This window comes from Desulfovibrio sp. TomC (assembly GCF_000801335.2).
In the GTDB taxonomy this organism is placed as follows: Bacteria; Desulfobacterota; Desulfovibrionia; order Desulfovibrionales; family Desulfovibrionaceae; genus Solidesulfovibrio.
On sequence record NZ_JSEH01000027.1, the window covers coordinates 33308 to 55424 of the forward strand.

General features: G+C 64.3%; 16 protein-coding genes. 1 reads left to right on the forward strand and 15 read right to left on the reverse strand.

Features of this window, described 5'->3' with window-relative positions; translation table 11 throughout:
• Positions 1 to 21: 21 nt before the first annotated feature.
• Entirely contained in the window at positions 22 to 582 is a 561-nt protein-coding gene (locus NY78_RS19120) for a tetratricopeptide repeat protein (RefSeq protein WP_043639703.1), read from the reverse strand.
• A gap of 269 nt (positions 583 to 851) precedes the next feature.
• Here NY78_RS19120 and NY78_RS19125 point away from each other — a divergent pair, with 269 nt between their 5' ends.
• Positions 852 to 4010, forward strand: a complete 3159-nt coding sequence (locus NY78_RS19125; protein WP_043639704.1) for a glycosyltransferase family 39 protein — start codon at positions 852 to 854, stop codon at positions 4008 to 4010.
• Positions 4011 to 4245: 235 nt separating this feature from the next.
• On the opposite strand, the gene NY78_RS19130 is transcribed toward NY78_RS19125, so the two are convergent.
• From NY78_RS19130 to NY78_RS19195, 14 genes are all read right to left on the reverse strand, one after another.
• On the reverse strand, positions 4246 to 5565 hold the full coding sequence (locus NY78_RS19130) for a malic enzyme-like NAD(P)-binding protein (RefSeq protein WP_043639707.1): 1320 nt from the start codon (positions 5563 to 5565) through the stop codon (positions 4246 to 4248).
• Between the two features lie 29 nt (positions 5566 to 5594).
• On the reverse strand, positions 5595 to 7073 hold the full coding sequence (gene gltA, locus NY78_RS19135; RefSeq protein ID WP_043639710.1) for an NADPH-dependent glutamate synthase: 1479 nt from the start codon (positions 7071 to 7073) through the stop codon (positions 5595 to 5597).
• Complete coding sequence (locus NY78_RS19140; protein ID WP_043639713.1) at positions 7051 to 7902, reverse strand: sulfide/dihydroorotate dehydrogenase-like FAD/NAD-binding protein; 852 nt, start codon at positions 7900 to 7902, stop codon at positions 7051 to 7053. The genes gltA and NY78_RS19140 overlap by 23 nt, the downstream gene beginning before the upstream one ends.
• A gap of 32 nt (positions 7903 to 7934) precedes the next feature.
• A complete protein-coding gene (locus NY78_RS19145; RefSeq protein ID WP_043639716.1) occupies positions 7935 to 8477 on the reverse strand; it encodes a Fe-S-containing hydro-lyase in 543 nt (180 codons plus the stop codon).
• Positions 8477 to 9316 carry a fumarate hydratase gene (locus NY78_RS19150; RefSeq protein WP_043639719.1) on the reverse strand — a complete coding sequence of 280 codons (840 nt, stop codon included), beginning with the start codon at positions 9314 to 9316 and terminating at the stop codon, positions 8477 to 8479. The genes NY78_RS19145 and NY78_RS19150 overlap by 1 nt, the downstream gene beginning before the upstream one ends.
• A 1-nt stretch (position 9317) precedes the next feature.
• The gene (locus tag NY78_RS19155) at positions 9318 to 10073 is read right to left on the reverse strand and encodes a fumarate reductase iron-sulfur subunit (protein ID WP_043639721.1); all 756 of its coding nucleotides are present in this window, start codon (positions 10071 to 10073) and stop codon (positions 9318 to 9320) included.
• A 123-nt stretch (positions 10074 to 10196) separates the two neighbouring features.
• Entirely contained in the window at positions 10197 to 12020 is a 1824-nt protein-coding gene (locus NY78_RS19160) for a fumarate reductase flavoprotein subunit (RefSeq protein ID WP_043639724.1), read from the reverse strand.
• A 10-nt stretch (positions 12021 to 12030) separates the two neighbouring features.
• Positions 12031 to 12690 carry a fumarate reductase gene (locus tag NY78_RS19165; RefSeq protein WP_043639727.1) on the reverse strand — a complete coding sequence of 220 codons (660 nt, stop codon included), beginning with the start codon at positions 12688 to 12690 and terminating at the stop codon, positions 12031 to 12033.
• A gap of 24 nt (positions 12691 to 12714) precedes the next feature.
• The gene (gene dctA / locus NY78_RS19170; RefSeq protein ID WP_043639730.1) at positions 12715 to 14070 is read right to left on the reverse strand and encodes a C4-dicarboxylate transporter DctA; all 1356 of its coding nucleotides are present in this window, start codon (positions 14068 to 14070) and stop codon (positions 12715 to 12717) included.
• Between the two features lie 358 nt (positions 14071 to 14428).
• Complete coding sequence (locus NY78_RS19175; RefSeq protein ID WP_043639734.1) at positions 14429 to 17206, reverse strand: PAS domain S-box protein; 2778 nt, start codon at positions 17204 to 17206, stop codon at positions 14429 to 14431.
• Positions 17207 to 17217: 11 nt separating this feature from the next.
• Complete coding sequence (locus NY78_RS19180) at positions 17218 to 17673, reverse strand: CreA family protein (RefSeq protein WP_043639736.1); 456 nt, start codon at positions 17671 to 17673, stop codon at positions 17218 to 17220.
• Between the two features lie 255 nt (positions 17674 to 17928).
• On the reverse strand, positions 17929 to 19704 hold the full coding sequence (locus tag NY78_RS19185) for a putative 2-aminoethylphosphonate ABC transporter permease subunit (RefSeq protein ID WP_082140105.1): 1776 nt from the start codon (positions 19702 to 19704) through the stop codon (positions 17929 to 17931).
• Positions 19705 to 19771: 67 nt separating this feature from the next.
• The gene (locus tag NY78_RS19190; protein ID WP_043639739.1) at positions 19772 to 20875 is read right to left on the reverse strand and encodes a putative 2-aminoethylphosphonate ABC transporter ATP-binding protein; all 1104 of its coding nucleotides are present in this window, start codon (positions 20873 to 20875) and stop codon (positions 19772 to 19774) included.
• Positions 20876 to 20999: 124 nt separating this feature from the next.
• Positions 21000 to 22010, reverse strand: a complete 1011-nt coding sequence (locus NY78_RS19195) for a putative 2-aminoethylphosphonate ABC transporter substrate-binding protein (protein ID WP_043639742.1) — start codon at positions 22008 to 22010, stop codon at positions 21000 to 21002.
• Positions 22011 to 22117: the final 107 nt, after the last annotated feature.

The following is a 22117-nucleotide window of genomic DNA, read 5'->3' on the forward strand; positions in this document are numbered from 1 at the left end:
TCACGGGCTCCTTCGGCTGGCTTATTGCGCCATCATGGGCTTGTAGTGCAGAGGAATCTTGATGGACGGATCCAGTTCCTTGGCCTTTTTGAAATCGGCCTTGGCCTCGTCAAGCTTGCTCATGGCGCCGTAGCTGAGCGCCCGGTTTTTGTAATAGACGGCCTGGGGTTTGCCGGCCTTGCTGTGCTCGATGGCTTTGGTCAGATCGGCAATGGCCTCGGCGTGCTTGTTTTGCATGGCCAGGATCCGGGCGCGGTCATAGTAGGCGGCCGTGTAGTCGGGGTTGAGTTCGATGGCCTTGCTGAGGTCGGCCAACGCCTCGGTGGTCATTTTCTTGTTGGCATAGGCCGTGCCCCGGTTGGTCAGGGCCAGGGGCACCAGCTCCTTGGGCGTGGCCGGGTTGTCGATCACCTTGGTCAAAAGGGCGATGCCGTCGTTCCAGTGGCGTTCATTCACAGCCTGCACACCCTTGGCGTAGTCGGCGTTTATGGGGTTCATGGCGGCTTTTTTCTTGGCCAGGGCCGGTGTGGCGCAAAGGACCAGGGCCGCTGCGACGAGGATAATGCTCTGGCGAAACTTCATGACAGTTCTCCTGGTAAATGGTTTTGGGAATATGCTCCAATTCTATGCCGGGTCGGTATATTTTTGACAAGCACTGATTTGTCTCTCAGGGGAGCATTGCCTGCGGCAATCTGCGTTGGAAGTGTGGCGACTGTCTGCAAGCCCTCATGTATACTCATGTTTGAAGAGTTCGTTTTTATGCATATGATATTTATTTGCATAGTTGTAATAGGAAATGAATGGCCCTGGCTTGGTCGTCTCCCGGCGCGTCGTCGTCGTTGGATGGCTGTATGACGCGGGACCGCATCGAACAGTGGTTTTGGCGGGCGGCCTGGATACTGGTCCTGGCGACAGCACTGGGGCTTCGGCTGTACGGTCTCGACGGGCCTGCCCCCTGGGAAGACGACTATCTCAACCTGGACCGGGCCATGCTGCCCCTTCGCGATCTGCTGGCCATCCAGCAATGGCAGGGACCGGCCGACACCATCTTCGATTTCCAGCCGCCGCTGAGCTACGCTCTGGTCCATCTGGCCCTGTGGTTTGACTCCTCCACCCTGGCCGCGCGGCTGCCAAGTCTGGTGGCCGGCGTCCTGACCGTGGCCGGGCTCGGGCTGTTGGGCACGCGTCTGTTGGGCCGCGGAGCCGGGCTGTGCGCGGCGGCCCTGGCGGCCGGGCTGGTGTTTCCCATTGCCTTTGCCCAGGCCATCAAGGCCTACAGCCTGCTGTTGTGCCTGTCTGTCTTTGCCATGTGGCTGCTGGTGCGGGCTTTGGACCGCAATTCCTGGCCGGCCTGGGCCGGGTATGCCCTGTGCGCTGCGGCCATGGTCTACGCCGGGTACCAGGGGCTCGTGGTCTTTGTCGTGCAGGCGGTCTGGGCCGGCCTGGCCGGGTGGGCCATGGAGCGCCGGCAGCCCGGGACCGGGCGGGCGCGGCTGTGGCCGGGGTTGGCCGCCTTTGGCGGGGTGGTCCTGGCGATCTGGCCGCTGTTGCCGGCCGTGGTCTTTCTCCGCGATTTCCTGCACGCCCCCGGGGTTGATCCCTGGCAGGGCGTGGATATGGCCTTTGCCGTCCGGGTCCTGTCCGGGTTCATCGGCTACGATGACGGCCCCCTGCCATGGTTTGCGGCGGTCTGGGCCGGGGCCGCGGCCCTCGGGCTGACCGTGGCCGTGCGGCGCGGGCGTCTGGGCGCGGCGCTGCTGCTGCTGGGCTGGGCCGGGGGGAGCACCCTGGCCCTTATCGCCTCCAAATCGGCCCTGCGGCCCATCCTCGACAGCCGCCATCTGATCATGGCGTTTCCGGCCCTGGTGCTGCTGGCCGGGTTGGGACTGGTCTGGCTGGCGACGGCTGCGGGCCAGCGGTTGCCGGCCGGCCGGGTGCGCCGAGCCGCGCCGGCCGTGCTGGCCGGACTGGCCGGCCTGGGGCTTTTGTGGCCGAGCCTGTCCCGCTACGACGCCTACTATGGCCGGGTGCTGAGCTTTGACCGGGATTTTTACCAGTGGCTGGACCAGGGGCCGGGGGATGTGGCGGCGGTGGAATTTCACGGCTACAAGCGCAACACCCGGCGCATGGCCCTGCGTTGGATGTTGCCCGGCCGTTTTGGCGAGGCCGGGACCTTTGCCGCGCCCGGTTATCGTATCCGCGACGACGTGGACACCTTTTATACGACCCAGGCCGCCTCCCGACCGGCCCTGCCGGGGTGGCCGGTCGCCGTCTTTACTAACATGTTCGCCACCACCCGGGTCAGTCGCGTCGCCCAGGCCAGCCGCGCCCCGGTGGTCATGGACCCGGGGGAGGACGGAACCTGGCGGTACGACGATGATTTCGCCACTCAGCGGTTTTACGCCGACGCCTTTGCCGCCGACAACATGACCCTCGATGGGGACCTGGGGCAATTGCGGCCGTCGCGCTACAGCCGCCCGGCCTCGGTCGCCTGGGTGTTCGAGACGCCCCAGGGCATGGCCCTGGCCGGGGGGCGGCTGACGGTCACGGCGGCGCTGTTTAAAAAAAGCCGTCTGCGTCCGGCCGATTCCCGACTGACCGTGGAGGCGGCCGGGGACGACGGCCGGTTTATTCCTCTGGGCGTCATCAGCCACGACGCCTTCTTTGAACCCGGAACCGGGGCCAAGGAAATCCGCCCGGGATTTTTCGAGGAAATGGACTTTTACGACGGCCGCTGCCGGGTGGTTCCGGTCACCTACGAACTGCCGGCGGCCCTGGCCGGGGCCGGGCGGTTGACGGTGCGGCTCAACTATTTGCCGGGGCAGGCGGAGGGGTTTCTCGGCCTCGATGCCCTGGCCCTGGAGGCCCGGCTTGTTCCCGGGGACAAAGCCGGGGAGCCCCTGGTCCCGGTTCTGGCCCGGCAGGCCGAACATTGGCTGGCCAACGTCGGGGCCGTGCCCTGGCCGCAGGACGGGGCTCGGGACAGCGGGCGCTACGCCTTTGTCGCGCCGGACGCGCCAGCCGGGGATGTCCTGGCCGGTCTGGCCGGGGTCAGCCCGGCCGAGGCTCTGCCCGGGTTCCTGGCCGCCCATCCCGGCCTTGCCCCGGCCGCCGCCCTGGCCGACGCCTCGGGCCGGGCGGCCCTTCTGCTCTATGATCCGTCCCTGGCAAACCCGGGACTGGCCCTGTCTGCGGCCGCTCCGGCCGGGCAGGCGCGCCTGGCCGGCCCGCCCCCGGGCCAGGAGGCCGAGCCTGTTTCCCTGCGCCTGGACGGCCGTATCGCCATGCCGACCCTGGCCATCGACGGCCAGCAGCTTGCCGTGCCGGTCCTGGCCCCGGCCGGCAGCCGGCTGACCCTGACGCCGGGTGGGGCCGGGCGGCTGTTTTTTGCCCCGGACTGGACCGGAGCGGACCTGGGGCGCGGGGCCATGAGCTATGCCAACGACATCGCCCCCTCGCCGCGACGGCGCGGCGGCCTGGTCTGCGTTGCGGACGCGGGCTGCGCCCTGGCCTATACCTTTGCCTCGGCTCTGCCCATGACCGAGCTGCGGCTGCGGGTTTATCCCACGGTCTACGCCAACCCCTGTCGCAAATGCGAACCCAATGCGGCCCGGGTGCGGCTCTCAACCGACGGCGGCGCGACCTATCGCACCATCCTGGCCGATGGCGGCGGGGAGGCCTGCACCTGGAGCCCCGACGGGCATGCCCTGATCCGCCGGGTGACGTTTGACCGCCCGGTGACCTCGGCTCTTCTGATTCTTGAGATGGGGCAGGGCGATCAGGCCGGGTTTCTCGCCCCGTCCTGGAATGTGGACGCGATGTTTGTGGAGATCGATCTGGACGCCCGCCAGCTGCCGCCGGTGTCCCTGTCCGGGCCGCAGGCCGCAGTGTCTCTGATCGACGGCGGTGAAAACGATCTGGCCGTCTTTGTGCGGTCCGGCCCCTGGCCGATAAGCCATCGCACCGACCCGGCCCTGTCGATCTTCACTCCCCGCAGCCTCATTCGCTAAGGCCTTCCCAAGACGGAGCCACGATGGTTCCCGTCAAGCGCAAGGGCGGGCAAGCCGGTCCGCAACCGACCGGATTCTCAGCCCGCGCCAAGAACCCTTAACAAACTTCTCCCATTGCAGGGGTCCGGGGGGATCATCCCCCCGGCCGCCGGAGGCATCTTCTGTCTTTGCAATATAAAAACGCCCGGGACGACGCATCGTCCCGGGCGTTTGCCGTTGGTCGGCGAAGCAGAGACTAGAAGTCGTATTCGTAGGAGGCCACGTATTCCTTGATGCGCTTGTGGGAGGCGTCAATGCGCACGCGCAGGTCTTTTTTGTACTGTTCGAGGTCGAGGGTGATGGTGGCGACGCCGGTGTCCATGGCCGCCTTGGCCACGGCCGGGGCTTCCCATTCGAGCATACGGAAGTCCAGCGCCTTGGGGATGACGTAGTCGATGCCGAACTTCACGTCCTTTTCGCCGTACATGTCCATGACCTCGACCGGCACCGGCTCCTTGGCCAGGGCGGCCAGGGACCGGGCGGCGGCCATCTTCATCTGCTCGTTGATGCGCTTGGAACCGACGTCAAGCGCGCCGCGGAAGATGAAGGGGAAGCCGGAGACGTTGTTGACCTGGTTGGGGAAGTCCGAGCGGCCGGTGCCCATAATGGCGTCGGGGCGGGCTTCCTTGGCGTCGTGGTAGGGAATCTCGGGATCGGGGTTGGCCATGGCGAAGATGATGGGGTTTTTGCCCATGCTCTTGACCATGTCCTTGGTGACCAGACCCTTGGTGGACAGGCCCAGGAAGACGTCGGCGCCCTTGAAGGCTTCGGCCATGTTGGCGTAGGCCTTTTTCTGGGCGAACTGGGCCTTGGTGGGATGCAGGTCGGTGCGGCCGGCGTGGATGTGACCTTTGGAGTCGAACATGGCGATGTTGGCCGGGTCGACGCCAAGGGTCACGTAGAACCGGGAACAGGCAATGGCGGCCGCGCCAGCGCCCGACACCACGATCTTGAGATCTTCGATCTTTTTGCCGGCGATCTCCACGGCGTTGATGATGCCCGCGCCGGAGATGATGGCCGTGCCGTGCTGGTCGTCGTGGAAGACCGGGATGTCCATCATTTCGATTAGGCGCTGTTCGATCTCGAAGCACTCCGGGGCCTTGATGTCTTCAAGGTTGATGGCCCCAAAGGTGGGTTCGAGGAGTTTCACCGTCTCGATGATCTTCTCGGGGTCCTTGGTATTTAAGTTGATGTCGTAGACGTCGATGTCGGCGAAGATCTTGAAGAGCACGCCCTTGCCTTCCATGACCGGCTTGCCGGCCAGGGCCCCGATGTTGCCAAGGCCCAGGACGGCCGTGCCGTTGGAGACGACGGCCACGAGGTTTCTGCGGTTGGTGTACTTCCAGCCAAGTTCGGGATCGGCGGCGATGGCCAGACAGGCGTGGGCCACGCCCGGGGAATAGGCCAAGGACAGATCTTTCTGGTTGCGACAGGGCTTGATCGGCACGACTTCAAGTTTGCCCGTGCGCCACGTCGAATGATAGTTCAGAGCCTCTTCCTTGGTGAAAAGCGCCATGTGGATACCTCGCTTGGTTGGTTATACGCTTATGCGTCGACGGATTGTCCCGCCGTTTCTTCCGGGGGGTGCCCGGCCTCGGTCGGGCCGAGCAGACGGTCGGCAATAGCCTTGGCCGCCCGTCGTCCCGCGCCCATGGCCGAGATGACGGTGGCTGCGCCGGTGACGATGTCGCCGCCGGCAAAGACGTTGGGAATCGAGGTTTCGCCGGTGGCCGGATCGGCCACGATATAGCCCCGGCGGTAGGTTTCCAGACCCGGCGTGGACTGGCTGATGAGCGGATTGGCTCCGGTGCCCACGGCCACGATGGCCATGTCGGCCTCGATGGAGCAGGTGTCGCCCTGGCAGGCCACCGGCGAACAGCGGCCGGAGGCATCGGGTTCGCCAAGTTCCATGCGTTGCAGGACGATCCGGGTGAGCCGGCCGGCTTCGTTGCCGATAAACTCCACCGGGGCATTGAGGCACAGGATGTCCAGCCCCTCTTCCTTGGCATGGTGGAGTTCTTCCCGGCGACACGGCATCTCATACTCGGTGCGGCGATAGGCCAGGGAGACTTTTTCCGCCCCCAGGCGCATGGCGGTGCGGGCGGCGTCCATGGCCACGTTGCCGCCGCCGAAGACCACGACATGCTTGGCCGGGAAGGTCGGGGTGTCGGTGGCCGGGAACTTGTAGGCCCGGCCCAGGTTGACCCGGGTCAAGTACTCGTTGGCCGAGAACACGCCGATCAGGTTTTCGCCGGGAACGCCCAAAAAGCGCGGCAGCCCGGCTCCGACGCCGATAAAGACGGCATTGTAGCCCGATTCAAGCAGCTCGGGCACGGTGATGGTCTTGCCGCCGACCCAGTTGGGGCGAAATTCCACTCCCAGGGCCTTCATGGCGTCGATTTCCTGGCGCACCACCCCTTTGGGCAGGCGGAATTCCGGGATACCGTAGACGAGCACCCCGCCGACCTCGTGCAGGGCCTCAAAGACCGTCACCGGGATGCCCCGGGCGGCCAGATAGCCGGCGCAGGTCAGGCTAGAGGGACCCGAACCGATGCAGGCCACCTTGAGGTCGTCGCGGGCCATGGAACAAGCCGGGCCGCCGGTGACGGTTTCGCAGGCGTCCTTGGCCAGATAGGCGTCGGCGGCGAAGCGTTCCAGCCGGCCGATGGCCACGGGCTCGCCTTTCTTGCCGAGGATGCAGGCCCCTTCACATTGGTTTTCCTGGGGACAGACCCGGCCGCACACGGCCGGCAGGGAGTTGGTCTGGCGCAGCACGGCATAGGCTTCGTCGAGATCATGCTCCACGATCTGCTTGATAAACCCGGGGATATCGACTTCGACCGGGCAGCCCTTGCGGCAGGCCGGCTTTTTACATTGCAGGCAGCGCCCGGCTTCGATACGGGCCATTTCCGGGGTGTAGCCGAGAGCCACTTCCTGGAAATTGCGCGCCCGGACCTTGGGGTCCTGCTCGGGCATGGCGGTGCGGGGGATCTTTGCTTTCTTACTTGGAGCATTTGCAGCCATGGCTCTTAAACTCCTCGTAGGAAAGACGTTCCTGATCCTTGAAAGCCGTCAGCCGGGCGGCCAGTTCGGTGAAATCCACGGCATGGCCGTCGAATTCCGGACCGTCCACGCAGGCAAACCGGGTTTCGCCGCCCACACTGACGCGACACGCGCCGCACATGCCGATGCCGTCGACCATGATGGAATTGAGGCTGACCGTGGTTTTGACGCCAAACGGTTTGGTGGCCTCGGCCACGGCCCGCATCATGGGGACCGGACCGATGGCCACCACTTCGGCCACGGTCTTGTCGTTTGTCAGGCGTTCGACGAGCAGGTCCGTGACCAGGCCTTCCCGGCCGCAGCTGCCGTCGTTGGTGGCAATGAGGACCTCGGGGCAAAAGGAGCATAGTTCGTCGCGAAACAGCAGCAAATCCTCGCAGCGCGCGCCGATGATGGTCACCACATGGTTGCCGGCCAGATGATGGCCTTTGGCGATGTGGTGCATGGCCGCGATCCCGGTGCCGCCGCCGACGCAGATGACCGGTCCGTCCACCTTGTGGATTTCGGTCGCTTTGCCGAGCGGGCCGCACAGGTCCAGGATGTCGTCTCCGGCATCCAGGGTCTCCAGATGGGCGGTTGTCTTGCCCATGACCAGATAGACCAGGGTGATGGTCCCGGCGTCGGGGTCGGCGTCGGCAATCGTCAGGGGGATGCGTTCCCCGTCTTCCCAGACCCGTAGGATCACGAAGTTGCCGGGCTTGGCCTTGGCCGCAATATGCGGGGCCTCGATGACCAGTTCGCTGGTCGCGCCCGGAATGAGCTTTCGCTTGCGCAGGATTCGGCTTGGCATCGATGCTCCACTACGCGCCAGCCTGGCGCGACTTAGCCGAGGTTTGGTTTCACGTACAGCTCCCCGCCGTGGCAATCATTGATCACCAGGAGCGGGAAGTCCTTGACCGTCAGCTCCCGAATAGCCTCCGGACCAAGTTCTTCGTAGGCGATGACCTTGGCGGCGGTAATGCGCTGGGAGAGAAGCGCGCCTGCTCCACCGGTGGCCCCCAGGTACACGGCCTTATGTTCGGCCAGGGCCGCCTTGACCTCATCGCTGCGCTTGCCCTTGCCGATGGTTCCCTTGAGTCCCAGGGAATGCAGCCGCGGGGCAAAGGTGTCCATGCGGTAGCTGGTGGTCGGGCCGGCCGAACCGATGGGGCGTCCCGGAGGTGCGGGAGAAGGCCCGACATAGTAGATCAGCGCGCCTTTGAGGTCAAAGGGGAGGGCTTTTCCTGCGTCCAAGGTCTCAACAAGCCGTTTGTGGGCGGCATCGCGGGCGGTGTAGATGGTGCCGGTGATGTAGACCACGTCGCCGGACACGAGCGGCTCGACGTCGGCGTCGGTCAGGGGCGTCGTCAGATGGTACTCGGCCATTAGAAGATGACCTCCTTGTGGCGGGCGCTGTGGCATTGGATATTGACGGCCAGGGGCAGGCTGGCCAGATGGCACGGCGCGACGATGATTTTCACGGCCAGACTGGTGGTCTTGCCGCCAAGGCCCATGGGGCCGATGCCCAGGGCGTTGATGGCGGCCATCAGTTCGTCTTCGAGCTTGGCGATTTCGGGATCGCTGTGCCGGTCGTCCAGTTCGCGCATCAGCGCCTTTTTGGAATTGACGGCGGCCAGCTCGAAGTTGCCGCCGATGCCGATGCCGACGATGGTCGGCGGGCAGGGGTTGGGACCGGCCTCGGCCACGCGGTTGACGACGAATTCCTTGATGCCCTTCCAGCCCTGGGCCGGGGAGAGCATGGTGACCCGGGACATGTTTTCCGAACCGCCGCCCTTGGCCATCATGAGGATTTTGAGTTTGTCGCCGGGCACGATATCGAAGTGGATAATGGCCGGGGAGTTGTCGCCGGTATTTTTGCGGGTAAACGGATCGCAGGAGGATTTGCGGAGATACCCGTCCTTGTAGCCGTCGACCATGCCGTCGTTTATGGCTTCGCGCAGGGTCGAACCCTCCACGCGCACGTCTTCGCCGACCTCGACGAAAAAGACGCCCAGGCCGCAGTCCTGGCACAGGGGGAGTCCGGTGTCCCGGGCCAGATCGGCATTTTCCAGCAGCTGCCGGAAGATTTCCTTGGCGGCCGGGGCGTCCTCGGCGGCGTGGGCGGCCTCGAAGGCGGCGCGCACGTCGGCGGGAAGTTCCTGGTTGGCCGCGATGCACATGGCGGCCACGGCTTCGCGGATATCCTTGGCTTGCACTGTCTTCATGCTAGAAGTCCTTTTTGAGGAACTTGGGCAGGATGTTTTTAACGGCCGCCAGGGCCATCTTGCGGCGCAGTTTGCCGAGCTGTTCCTGGAGCGGAATCTCTTTGGGGCAGACGTCTTCACAGGCTAAAAGGCCCATGCAGCCGAAGATGCCTTCGTCAGTGCCGACAACGTCAAAGTACTCTTTTTCGGTGCGCTGATCGCGGGGGTCGAGGATGAACCGGGCCAGACGATTGAGGGCCACGGCGCCGAGGAAGTCCTCGCGCATAAGGGCCGTGCCGCAGGCGGCCACGCAGCAGCCGCATTCGATGCAGCGGTCCAGCTCGTAGATCTGCTCGGCCAGACCGTTGTCCATGCGCTCTTCCTGGGCTGTCGGGTCGAACTTCTTGTCGGTGTGCACCCAGGATTCGATCTTCTGGTACATGGTGCGAAACCAGACGCCGGTATCGACGGACAGGTCGCCGACGAGCTTGAAGACCGGCAGCGGCATGAGGGTGATTTCGTCCGGCATTTCCTTGGTCTTGGTGTGGCAGGCCAGACCCGGCCGGCCGTTAATGACCATGGCGCAGGCTCCGCAGATGCCGGCCCGGCAGCAGAAATCGAACATGAGCGTGGGGTCGAGTTCTTCCCGGATGCGATTGAGCGCAATAAAAAGGGTCATGCGCTCGGTTTCGTCCAGGGTGAATTTGTCCATATGCGGCGTGGAGGCCGGATCGGACGGATTGTACCGGAATATATTGAAAGTCAGCGTTCTGCCCATTTTCTTCTCCTTTTCGCTCACAAGCTCACAGTCGCGCCACTTCGCCCCTAACCCCCTTGCGGGGGGTCCGGGGGGGATGATCCCCCCCGGCCGCCGGAGGCATTCTTTTCCCCGTCTTCTCGTTTACCCATTCATGGGGATAATCTTGCCGCCGCCGTAGCCGCGGTCTCCGGGGGGCATCTCGAAGGTGTGGGTGGCCGGCTCGTAGTTGAGCGTGGGCAGGTCCGCGCCGTCGGCCCAGGTGGCCAGGGTGCGGGTCAGCCAGTCGCGGTCGTTGCGCTCGGGGAAATCCTCGCGGGTGTGTGCGCCGCGCGATTCGGTGCGCTTGAGCGCGCCGTAGGCCACGCAAAGCGCCAGTTTGACCATGCCTTCGATTTTAAGCGCCATGGTCAGCTCGGGATTGGCTCCCTTGCCGTTACTGCGAAGGCCGACCTTGCGGGCGCGGCCAAGGATCTCCTGGAGTTCGCCAACGCATTTTTCCAGGTCCTGGCCGTTTCTAAAGATGCCGGCTCCTTTCATGATGGAGTCGAACATGGCGTTGCGCACGGTGTAGGGGTTTTCGCTGCCGTGTTTGCAGGCCACGAGATCGGCGATGCGCGAGGTCTGTTTGTTCATGGCGTCGCGCACGGCAGCCGTGGAGAAGGTCGTCTCGGTGCCCTTGAGGAACTCGACGATCTTGCCGCCGATGATCATGCCGGCGACGACCGTCTCGGCCAGGGAGTTGCCGCCTAAGCGGTTAAAGCCGTGCATGTCCCAGCAGGCGGATTCGCCGGCGGAGAACAGGCCTTTGAGCCCGTAGGCCGCGCCGTCCTTGTTGGTGCGCACGCCGCCCATGGAATAGTGCTGGGTCGGGCGCACCGGGATGAGCTGGTGGACCGGATCGACGCCAAGGAACGACTGGCAGATCTCGTCGACCTCGCGCAGCTTGGTGCGGATGTGGTGTTCGCCTAAGTGCCGGATGTCCAGCCACAGGTGGTCGCCGTAAGGAGACGGGACGCCAAGCCCTTTGCGCATATGTTCGGTCATGCGGCGGGAAACGACGTCGCGGGAGGCCAGTTCGGCCTTGTCCGGCTCGTAATCCGGCATGAAGCGGTATTCGTTTTTATCCAGGAGCGTGCCGCCGTCGCCGCGACAGCCTTCGGTGACCAGGATGTCGGTGGGCACGATGCCGGTGGGGTGAAACTGCACGGCTTCCATGTTGCCAAGGGACACCACGCCGGTGTCCAGGGCGGCAATCAGGCCGCCGCCGTCGCAGATGACGGCGTTGGTGGACTCGCGGTAGATGCGGCCGAAGCCGCCGGTGGCGACCAGGGTGGCCCGGGCCAGATAGGCGGTCAGTTCGCCGGTTTTGAGGCAGCGGGCGATGGCTCCCATGCAGGTGTCGCCGTCGTGAATAAGGGCAATGGCCTCGACCTTGTCGACGACGTTGACGCCCATCTGGGCAGCGCGGTTGTCCAAGGTATAAAGGACGCAGTGGCCGGTGCCGTCGGAGGTGTAGCAGGTGCGCCACTTGGCCGTGCCGCCGAAGTTGCGCGAGTGAATGAGCCCCTCGTTTTCAGGCTTTTCAAAGGCGGTAAAGGGCTTGCCGCCTTTATAATAGGTCTGTTCGCCGGGCACGACGCGGTTCCAGGGCACGCCCCAGAAGGCCATCTGGCGCATGGCGATGGGGGCGGCATCGACGAACAGCCGGGCCACTTCCTGGTCGCAGCCCCAGTCGGAACCTTTGACCGTATCGGCAAAGTGGACGTCGGGGGAATCGCCCTCGCCCATGGCCGAGTTGCCAAGCGCGGCCTGCATGCCGCCCTGGGCGGCCGAGGAGTGGGAACGCCTGGCCGGGACGATGGACAGGCAGATGACGGAGAATCCATTATCGGCAGCCTCGATGGCCACGCGCTCGCCGGCCAACCCTGCGCCGATGCACAGCAAATCGGTCTGTATGATTTTCATGGCAGCACCCTTATTTGAGCGGCAGGAAGTAGTAACGCAGCAGGGACAACAGGCCGATGCCAATGAAAATGGCGGTCAGCAGATTTTCCTTCTTTTTGATGGTCCAGCGGCCCGGCCGGTCGACGAAGCCCCATTTGACCAGGATGCGGTAGAAGCCGATGCCGACGTGGAGTTCGACCATGGGGAGCAGGAACAGGTAGAAGACGAACCAGAACCCGGTCTGGATGCGGGCGGCGGACTTTTCGGCGGTAATGGGCAGGTTGGTCAGGATCACCCAGAGATGGATGGCGCCCATGATGAGGATGCCCATGGCGGTTACGGCCTGGACGATCCACAGCCAGGTGTCGGGATGGCGCATGCGCTGGGCATTGGCGAGCATCACCCGCTGTTGTTTGGTATTAAAGGGAATCTTGCGGGCGGCCAGGACGAAGTGGACCAGGAAGCACAGGAAAATGAGCGGCCCGCCGACTTGCGCCATGTAGGTGGCCTCAAAAAACCAGGCCAGACCGTTCATGACGCCGGGACCGAGCAGGATGCTGGAGACCAGGATCAGGTGGCTCCACATGAACAGGATGAGCGTCGCGCCGGTCAGCATCTGGACCCAGTCGAGATAGGCCGAGAGTTTGCCGATGGGCAGTCCCTCGTGAGTTGCCGTGGTTGGAACGGACATATCTGGTATCCTCCGTCGGAGTACTTACGATTTGGTGGGGACGGATTCGGCCGATTCCTCAAGGATGAGCATATCCTCGGGATCGTCGGCGTACTCGTCGTCGGCGCCGGACAGGACGGCCTGGAGCTTGTTCATGTCCAGGGCGTCTTCCCATTTGGCCACGACGATGGTGGCGATGCCGTTGCCGATCAGGTTGGTGATGGCCCGGGCTTCGGACATGAAGCGGTCAACGCCAAGGAGCAGGGTGAGCGAGGCCACCGGAATGGTGCCCACGGTCTGCAGCGTGGCGGCCAGGGTGATGAACCCGCCGCCGGTGACGGCGGCCGCGCCCTTGGAAGTCAAAAGCAGGATGAAGAGCAGGTAGAGCTGGTGGCTGAGATCCAGCGGCGTGTTGGTGGCCTGGGCCAGGAACACGGCGGCCATGGTCAGGTAGATGCAGGTGCCGTCCAGGTTGAACGAATAGCCCATGGGCAGGCACAGGCCGACCACGGACTTGTCGGCCCCGGCGTTTTCCAGCTTGGCCATCATGCGGGGAAGCGCCGCCTCGGAGGAGGAGGTGCCAAGGACGAGGAGGATTTCTTCCTTGATGTAGCACAGATAGCGCCACAGGGAGAAGCCGGCCATTTTGCAGACCACGGCCAGGACCACGAAGATGAAAATGATGCAGGTCGTGTAGACGCCGAGCATGAGGTAGAGGAGCTTTAAGAGGGCTTCGTGTCCCTGGGAGGCGACCACGTAGGCCATGGCCCCGAACGCGCCAAGTGGCGCGAAATACATGATATAGTGGACGACCTTGAACAATCCTCTGCCAAATTCGTCAATGATCTTGATGATGTTCTTGGCCTTGTCGCCGAGGTTGGCCAGGCCGACGCCAAAGAGGATGGAGAAGAAGAGGACCTGAAGGATTTCACCCTTGGCAAAGGCATCGACCACCGAGGTGGGGACGATATTCATGAGAAAGTCCACGGTGGACATCTTCTTGGCCTTGCCGGCGTAATCTTCAACCTTGGCAATTTCCTTCTGGTTGGCCTGCATCTTGGCGGCATAGTCGTCCATGCCGGCGCCGGGCTGGTAGAGGTTGACCACCACGAGACCGATGGCCAGGGCGAAGAGCGTCATGGTCCAGAAGTAGAGCATGCATTTGATGCCCACCCGGCCGACCTTGCCCATGTCGCCCATCTTGGCGATGCCGGTGACCACGGTGCAGAAGATGATCGGCGCGATGATCATCTTGACCATGCGGATAAAGGCCGTGCCAAATGGCTGCATGGACTCGGCAAAGCCTTTGGTCGCCGGCACGAGGCCGAGGACGATGCCGACGACGATGCCGGTAATGACCCAGAAATACAGGGACTTGTAGATCGCTTTGTGGCCGCTCATGTGGACGCTCCTGGACGGACGCTCAACCGAAGATCAGTGCGTCCGCGTTTGGCCGGGAAGGCCGTGAGGTGTGCGCCAGAAAACGAAGCGCATTGCTCCGTTTCGCCTCCCACCAATGTATTCCGATTTAGCGCAATCGCGCCAGATCTTTGCGCAATTATAGGCAAGGAACATGCCAGCTTGGCAAGTCCGGGTCACTTTGTTTAAATCGTGTAATTTTAGCGCGTTGCAGAGCGTGTGGGTGGAGGACACATTTTGGGGTGTGGCATTGAAGTGGGGCGTAAACGCCACATGTGGGGCGTATATGGGACATATGCCCCACTCTTTGCGCCCCGCTGCCGGCAGCGTCGGAGGCGGGTCAGTCCACGCCCAGGCGGGCCATGTTCCGGTACAGCGTGCGCCGGTCAACGCCGAGCAGCCGGGCCGCCTGGGACCGGTTGCCCTGGGTCTGGCGCAGGGCACTGGCGATGGACTCGCGCGTGAGGCCCCCGCGCCAGGGGGGGCGGACCGTGGCCGCGGCGGGCTGCGGGACGACCGGAGACAGCAGTTCCCGGGGCAGATGCGCGATGCCCACCTCCCCTTCCGGACACAGCACGCAGGCATGTTCCATGGCGTACTTGAGTTCGCGCACGTTGCCCGGCCAGGGGTAGTCCATGAGGATGCCCATGACCTCTTCGGACAGCCGGGTGATGGTTTTGCCGAAGTTGGCGGCAAAGTGGCGCAGGAAATGCTCGGAAAGGAGCGGAATGTCTTCGGCCCGATCCCGAAGCGGCGGCAGATGCACCTGCACCACTTTGAGGCGGTAGTACAGGTCGGTCCGGAAAAGCCCGGCCCGGATGCGCTCAGGCAGGTCCACGTTGGTGGCGGCGATGACCCGGACGTCGGCCTTGCGCGTCTTGGCCTCGCCCACGCGCTCGAATTCCTTGGTCTCAAGGACGCGCAAGAGGCCGAGTTGCAGCCGGGGCGAGACGTCGCCGATTTCATCCAAGAGAATGGTGCCGCCCTGGGCCGCCTCGAACCGGCCGACCTTGTCCCGGATGGCCCCGGTAAAGGCTCCGCGGACATGGCCGAACAGTTCGCTGCCGAGCAGTTCGTCGGACAGGGCCGAGCAGTTGACCCGGATAAAGGGTTTCTTGGCCCGGGGGCCGCCGAAGTGGATGGCCTCGGCCACCAGTTCCTTGCCGGTGCCGGATTCGCCGGTCACGAGCACGGTGGTGTCCACCTCGCCCAGCTGGTCGAGCATGGGGTAGATGTCGCGCATGGGCTTGGATTTGCCGATGATGCCCCGGTGGCTGTGCAGATCGGTCAGTCGCTTTTCCAGGTCGGCCAGGCGGGTGATGTCGCGGATGATGAGCACGGCCCCGACAAAGGCTCCGGATTCGCCGGACAGCGGCATGGAGTTGATGACCACCACCCGTCCCGGGTTTTGGCCCTGGCACTCCACCCGGTATTCGATGACCGGCTTCTGGGTGGCCAGCGTCGAGCGCAAGGCTGCAAAGCAACCCCGGCGGCAGGCCCCGGACACCACCTGCTGGCCGCCGGGGCCGGTCAGGATGTCGCCGACAAAGCACACGTCGGTCAGGGGGCGGTTGGTCTTGATGACCCGCATCTTGGTGTCCACCACCACGATGGCGTCGGGGATGGCCTGGAAGATGGCTTCGAGGTTGAGCTGGAGGCTTTCCTTCTCGGCCAGAAGCTCCCGCATGGCTTTTTCGGCCCGGACCCGCTCGGTGATGTCCTGGACAATGGGCATGAAATAAAGGGGCCGGCCGGCCACGTCGCGGATGAGGCGGACCGACAGATGGACCCAGACCGTTTCGCCGTCGCTTCGGACATAGCGCTTGTCGATTTCGTAGCGGTCGAATTCCCCGGCCAGCAACCGCTCGGCCCAGTCGATGGTCTCGGCCACATCCTCGGGGTGGGTGACCTCCAGCATGGACTTGCCTTGCAATTCCGTGGCGGCGTAGCCGGTGATGCGGCACAGGGCGTCGTTTATGCGCAGGAAACGGTAGTCCAGCGACAGAATGCTGGCTCCGATGGGCGACTGGTCAAAGGTGCGGCGAAATTTTTCTTCGTTTTCCCGCAACACGCTTTCGGCCTGTTTGCGGTCGGCGATGTTGCGCACGATCCACACGCTATGGTCCGGGCCGCCCTTGTGGGGAAAGCCGCTGGCCGAGACTTCCAGGGGCACGGTTTCGCCGGCGGCCCCAAGGCCGGTCAGTTCGCCGCGAAACCGTCCGGTCTGAACCAGTTCGGCCAGGGCGGCGGTGAGGCGGCCCTCGGCGTCGTCGATAATGCCGGCAAGGCCCCTGGCCGCCAGTTCGGCTTCGCTGCGCCCGAAAATGCGTTCGGATTCGGGGTTGGCCGTGACAATAGCACCGGCTGCGCCGCACAGGATGACGCCGTCGATGCTGCCGGTGACGATGGAACGGTAGCGTTCCAGGATGTCGTTGTAGGCTTCCTCGGCCTGTTTGCGGGCCGTGATGTCAATATTCAAGCCTTCGATGTAGCGCACCGTCCCGGACTCGTCGCGCACCAGCCGGGCGGCCTGGGAAATCCATTTGATCGAGCGGTCCTTCCGGAAAAACCGGGTTTCCAGACCGGTGACAACGCCGTCCCGGGACAGCCGTTCCAGGAAGCGGTCCCGGTCGGCCGGGTCCACATAGAGTTCGGAACGCAGGTCCGACAGGGTGGCGATCATGTCGGCGGGATCGTCGTAACCGAGGATGGCGGCCAGGGCCGGGTTGACGTCTAGAAACCGGCCGCCCGGGGTGGACTGGAAGATGCCTTCCACGGCGTTGGTGAAAAACCCCCGGTACTTGTCCAGGTCGCCGACCAGGGCGGTGACGTCGGCGACGGAAAAGACGTAGACCGGCTCGCCCCCCAGCCGCAGGGGCCGGCGCGACAGGACAAACCAGCGCAGGCTGCCGTCGTCCTCCTGGCGCGAGACCAAGGCCCCGTGACCGGCCGGCGGCTCGTGGACCGAGGCGGACAGGCCAAGTTCGCTCCAGCGCGGGGACACGACGCCGGAGAGGTCGAGGCCGAGCAGCCGTCTGGCTTCGGCGTCGGCCTCGGCCACGGCCCCGTCGTCGCCGACCAGCACCACGCCGACGGCTATGGAATCAAACGGCGTCATCAGGCGCGGGGTTAAGGCACGATGACGGTCGAGATGGAGTTTTTGGGCGAACCGGAGACGATGCGCCGGCTGATGGCCAGATAGACAATGGCCTTGCGCTTGGCGTCGTAGAGCCGGTTGACCTCGGTGTCTTTGAACATGATGGACGTGCCTTCGGAAAAGACTTTCTTTTTCTTGGGAAATTTTTCCGGCAGGGTGATCGGGCAGGTCTGGCGGCAGTCGAGCGAGAATTCCGAGGGGTCTTCGGCCAGTCCGACAGCGCCGGAGATGCCGCCGGTGCGGGCCTGGCTCATGTAGCAGGTGATGCAGGGCACGTCGGGATCGTCAAAGGCGTTGACGCAGACTTTGTGGTTGGCTCCGACGAGCTTCCATTCGGTAGTGACGCAGTCGAGTTCTTCGGCCAGAGCCGGGCAAGCGGCGGCCCACAGGACAGCGGCGGCAAACAGGCAACAGAGGATGTGGCGCATAATCGGCCTCGTGGTTCGGGTTGGCTTTCTTGACGGCAACCCTACGCCAAAAGCGGCCTCTTCGCCAGACAGGGGAAAGGCGGGTCAACCTGCGGCCGGCATCGCTTCCGCGTTCGGGCCGGGGATTGGGGCACATTGCGACAGGGGAGTCTGCGACTCGTATCGTGTCCGATGAAAAAAACCATTCTCGAATGGTGTCTGCGTCGTTGCAGGAGGGCATTGCACCGGCGCGATACGAGGCGGGGGGGGGACAGGTCAGGGGGCCAGCCAGCGTTGGCTGCGCCGGGACAGGCGGGCGGCGAGTGCGCCTGAGAGCAGGCGGGCCAGAATGCTGACCGCCACGATGCACACCGACATGGCTGCGGCCGGGGCGGTGTCGCCGGCGTCGTCCATGTTGGCCACGGCCACCGAGGCCAACGGGATGTCGGCGCTGTAGAGAAAGATCACGGCCGAGACCGTGGCCATGGCGTTGACAAAGAGAAATTGGGCGATTTCCAGGACGGCCGGCAGGCATACCGGCACAGTGACCCGCCAGAAGGTCTTGTAGAAGGGCACGGCCATGGACTCCGAGACCGCTTCAAATTCCTTGTCGAGCTGCTTGAGCGCTGTGGTGGCGGTCAGAAAACACACCGAATAAAAATGCACGACATTGGCAAGCACCAGGATGCCCATGGTGCCGTAGAGCCAATGCACCGGGTTTGGCAGATCGACGCCGGCCAGGCGCCAGCCCGGGGCGTTGAAAAAAAAGATGTAGGCCAGGCCGATGACCAGGCCCGGCAGGGCCAGCGGGACCATGGCCAGGAAATAGGCCGTCTGGCGCAGGGCCGAGGCCCCCTGGGTTTTTTCCACGAGATAGGCCGAGCCGAAGGTGGCGGCCGTGCCGATGACGGCCGAGAGAACGGCCATGGCCATGCTGTTGCCAAGGGCGGCGTAGCCGCCGCCGCCCATGTCGCCGAAGCGAAAGTGGCGCAGCGACAGGGACAGGTCATAGGGCCAGACGCGAACCAGGGAAGCAAACAGGGCTGTGGCCAGGAATGTGATTAATAAGAAGGCAATACAACTGCAAAAAACGAAATACAGACGGTTGACCCAGATCGTTTGGCACGGCGGCAGGGGCACGGCCCGGGCCACGATAAGCGAGGCCTGGCGGCGCTGGGCCAGCCGGTCGAGGAAAAAGGCCAGGAGCGTGGGGAAGAGCAGCACCACGCCGACGGTTGCTCCCATGGCGAAATTCTGCTGGCCAATCACATGCTTGTAGATGTCGGTGGCCAGCACGTTGTAGGGCCCGCCCACCACCTTGGGCGCGCCGAAATCGGTAAACGACAGAATGAAACAGACAAAAACCGCCGAGAGCAGGCCGTATTTGACGCCGGGCAGGGTCACCGTGAAAAAGATGCGGGCCGGCGAGGCCCCAAGGGACCGGGCTGCCTCGTAAAGCCTTGCGTCGGTGGTGCGAAGGGCAATGGACAGGATGAGCATGGCCTGGGGAAAGGTGAAGATCGTCTCGGAGATGACGATGCCGACCGGGCCGTACAGGCCGATGTCGCAGCCGGCGTCAACGCCGAGGACCCGGCTGAAAAAACCGAAAAAGCCCGTGGTCACAAGGCCTTTTCGCCCGAACAGATAGATCAGCGTGATGCCGTAGAGGAGGGTGGGGGCAAAAAGCGGGGCCATGGCCAGCCCCCGGAAAAATCCCTTGCCCGGCATGGCCGTGCGGGTCAGGCCGTAGGCAAAGGCAAAGCCCAGGGGCACGGCCAGGGCCGTGGTCGCCAGGGCCACGCGAAGGCTGTTGGCCAAGGACCGGGACAGGGCCGGGTTGGCGAAATAGGCCCGGAAATTGGCCAGTCCGACAAAGGCGTCGTTGCCGTCGTACAGGCTTTTGGCCAGGAGTTGGCCAAGGGGCAGCACCACTGCCAGTCCCAGCCACAACACCACCCCCAGGAGCAGGAGCGTCCGGATCCGGCGTTCGGAGAAAAACGGTTCCCGCCAGTCGGACTGGTCCGGGACGCTCAGGACGGCGTGGCGGGTCATGTCGGTTCCGATGGCGTTTCCTGCCGCAGCCGGGCCGGGGAGGGAAACGGTTTGCCGTCCTGTCCGGTCAGGCCGCCAGATAGGCGCTGACCCGGTCGGGGGGCAGGACGATTTGCAGGATACGGCCGGTTTCCAGGCCCAGTTCCCGGGCCTTGGCCGCGGGCAGATCGGCCTCAAGGGCGGTTTCGGGCCGGGGATCGGCCAGGGCCAGGCTCACACGGGTGGTCGCGCCGCGAAATTCCAGGCCCGACACCCGGGCCGGCAGGCGTTCATCGGCCGGCAGTTCTTCATGGCCAAGGACCACGTCCTCGGGGCGGATGCCCAGGGTGGCGGTCTGGCCGGTCTCGATCGGCTGGGGTTCGCGCCAGACGGCAACCGTGCGTCGGCCCAGCTGGTAGACGCCCTGGCCGCGTTTTTGCGCCCCGGGCAGGAAATTCATGGAGCCAATGAAGGCGGCCACAAAGGGCGTGGCCGGCCGGTCGTAGATGGTCCTTGGCGTGCCCTGCTGGACCACCTGGCCGTGATCCATGACCAGGATGCGGTCGGCCATGGTCAGGGCCTCCTCCTGGTCGTGGGTGACCATGACGGCGGTCACCCCCAGGCGGGTTTGCAGGCCCTTTATTTCGCTGCGCAGCCGGGCGCGCACCTTGGCGTCCAGGGCCGAGAGCGGTTCGTCCAAAAGCAGGATGTCCGGGGAAAGGGCCATGGCCCGGGCCAGGGCCACCCGTTGCTGCTGGCCGCCCGAGAGCTGGGCCGGATATTTGCCCTGCAGCCCGGTCAGGCCCACCAGGGAGAGCAGTTCGTTGACCCGGCGGGCGATGTTGCCGCCGGCCTGGGGACCGCTGCGCAGGCCGTAGGCCACGTTGTCGGCCGCGGTCAGGTTGGGAAACAGGGCGTAGGACTGAAAGACGATGCCCACGTTTCGTCGCGACACCGGCAAGGCCGAAACGTCGCGGCCGGCGATGACCACGCGGCCGGCGTCCTGGCGTTCCAGGCCGGCCACCACCCGAAGCAGGGTGGTCTTGCCGCAGCCGCTGGGGCCAAGCACGCTGATGAATTCGCCCTTGCCCGCTGTAAAACCCACATCGTTTAAGGCGGTGAAGCGGCCGTAGCGTTTGACCACGTGTTGCGCGGCCAGATAACTGCCGCCGGCGTCCGGTGTCTGATCCATGGTGTGCCGTCCGTGATCCGGTTGCCCCGGGCCGGTCTGGCGGGGGAAATGTCTGCCCGCCAGACCGGCCTGGGGCAACCACTGCGGGGAAGCTGCATCCCGCCCGCAGTGGTTGCCGCTACGTTTATTTTTTGGGTTCGCTCTTGCCGTCGTAGCGTTTGGTCCATTCGGCCAGGATGGCGTCGCGGTTTTTGGCCGCCCAGTCGAAATCGTTTTTGATCATTTGTTTGGTCGGCTCGGCCGGGTAGCCCTCAGGAATGGGCGTGCCGGTGGGGTAGCCGGTAACGGCGAAGCTTTGGGCATATTCCTGTATGGCCTCGGGGGATACGGCCCAGTCGAGGAAGGTCTTGGCCTCGGGCTTGATGGCCGCCTTTTTGACCAGGGCGTTGGCTTCCAGGTCCCAGCCCGAGCCTTCCTTGGGGAAAACCGTCTCGATGGGCTCGCCCTTTTTCTTCTGCTGAATGCCCCGATACCCGAACGAGATGCCGATGGTGGACTCGCCGGTGCCGGCCAGTTTGCAGGGCTTGGAACCGGAATGGGTATAGCTTGAGATGTTGTCGTTTAACTGGTCGAGATAGGCCCAGCCTTGTTCTTCGCCCATCAGCTGCAGGATGGCCGAGACCGTGAGAAAGCCCGTGCCCGAGGAGGCCGGGTTGGGCATGGTCACCTGCCCTTTGTATTCGGGCTTGACGAGGTCGGCGAAAGACGTCGGCATGGGCAGTTTTTTGTTTTCGAGTTCCACGGTGTTGACGCAAAAGCCGGTCATCCAGGCGTCGATGCCGTACCAGACCGGAGGCGTGCCCGCGTCTTTAAACGAGGGCAGCACCTTGCCGCCGTCGGCCGGGGTGTAAGGCTCAAGCAGGCCGGCGGCCTTGAACTGCATGAGGCTGACGGCAGACAGGCCCCACACGACGTCGGCTTGCGGATTGTCCTTTTCGGCCAAGAGCTTGGCCGTGACGATGCCGGTGGAATCGCGCACAAATTTGACGTCGATGTCCGGGTGTTTTTCCTTGAAGCTCTTGATGTAGCGGGGGATCTGGTCGTCTTCCAGGGCGGTGTAGACCAGGATTTCCGCCGCGAAGGCGTGGGCGGCCAGGGCCAGGACAAGGGCAAGGGCCAGAATGATGCGTTGCATGGCGGATGTTCCTCCGGAATTTGGGTCGACCGCTGGGTCGGGGGGAAAGTTGTACGGCGTGTGGCCGGTGCGGCCGCTTGGCAGGACCAGCCACGACGCAGTGTCCG

What these genes read in the sequence shown, in the direction of transcription:
- NY78_RS19120 (WP_043639703.1), bottom strand. Translation starts at nt 582, where the DNA reads ATGAAGTTTCGCCAGAGCATTATCCTCGTCGCAGCGGCCCTGGTCCTT.
- NY78_RS19125 (WP_043639704.1), top strand. Translation starts at nt 852, where the DNA reads ATGACGCGGGACCGCATCGAACAGTGGTTTTGGCGGGCGGCCTGGATA.
- NY78_RS19130 (WP_043639707.1), bottom strand. Translation starts at nt 5,565, where the DNA reads ATGGCGCTTTTCACCAAGGAAGAGGCTCTGAACTATCATTCGACGTGG.
- gltA (WP_043639710.1), bottom strand. Translation starts at nt 7,073, where the DNA reads ATGGCTGCAAATGCTCCAAGTAAGAAAGCAAAGATCCCCCGCACCGCC.
- NY78_RS19140 (WP_043639713.1), bottom strand. Translation starts at nt 7,902, where the DNA reads ATGCCAAGCCGAATCCTGCGCAAGCGAAAGCTCATTCCGGGCGCGACC.
- NY78_RS19145 (WP_043639716.1), bottom strand. Translation starts at nt 8,477, where the DNA reads ATGGCCGAGTACCATCTGACGACGCCCCTGACCGACGCCGACGTCGAG.
- NY78_RS19150 (WP_043639719.1), bottom strand. Translation starts at nt 9,316, where the DNA reads ATGAAGACAGTGCAAGCCAAGGATATCCGCGAAGCCGTGGCCGCCATG.
- NY78_RS19155 (WP_043639721.1), bottom strand. Translation starts at nt 10,073, where the DNA reads ATGGGCAGAACGCTGACTTTCAATATATTCCGGTACAATCCGTCCGAT.
- NY78_RS19160 (WP_043639724.1), bottom strand. Translation starts at nt 12,020, where the DNA reads ATGAAAATCATACAGACCGATTTGCTGTGCATCGGCGCAGGGTTGGCC.
- NY78_RS19165 (WP_043639727.1), bottom strand. Translation starts at nt 12,690, where the DNA reads ATGTCCGTTCCAACCACGGCAACTCACGAGGGACTGCCCATCGGCAAA.
- dctA (WP_043639730.1), bottom strand. Translation starts at nt 14,070, where the DNA reads ATGAGCGGCCACAAAGCGATCTACAAGTCCCTGTATTTCTGGGTCATT.
- NY78_RS19175 (WP_043639734.1), bottom strand. Translation starts at nt 17,206, where the DNA reads ATGACGCCGTTTGATTCCATAGCCGTCGGCGTGGTGCTGGTCGGCGAC.
- NY78_RS19180 (WP_043639736.1), bottom strand. Translation starts at nt 17,673, where the DNA reads ATGCGCCACATCCTCTGTTGCCTGTTTGCCGCCGCTGTCCTGTGGGCC.
- NY78_RS19185 (WP_082140105.1), bottom strand. Translation starts at nt 19,704, where the DNA reads ATGACCCGCCACGCCGTCCTGAGCGTCCCGGACCAGTCCGACTGGCGG.
- NY78_RS19190 (WP_043639739.1), bottom strand. Translation starts at nt 20,875, where the DNA reads ATGGATCAGACACCGGACGCCGGCGGCAGTTATCTGGCCGCGCAACAC.
- NY78_RS19195 (WP_043639742.1), bottom strand. Translation starts at nt 22,010, where the DNA reads ATGCAACGCATCATTCTGGCCCTTGCCCTTGTCCTGGCCCTGGCCGCC.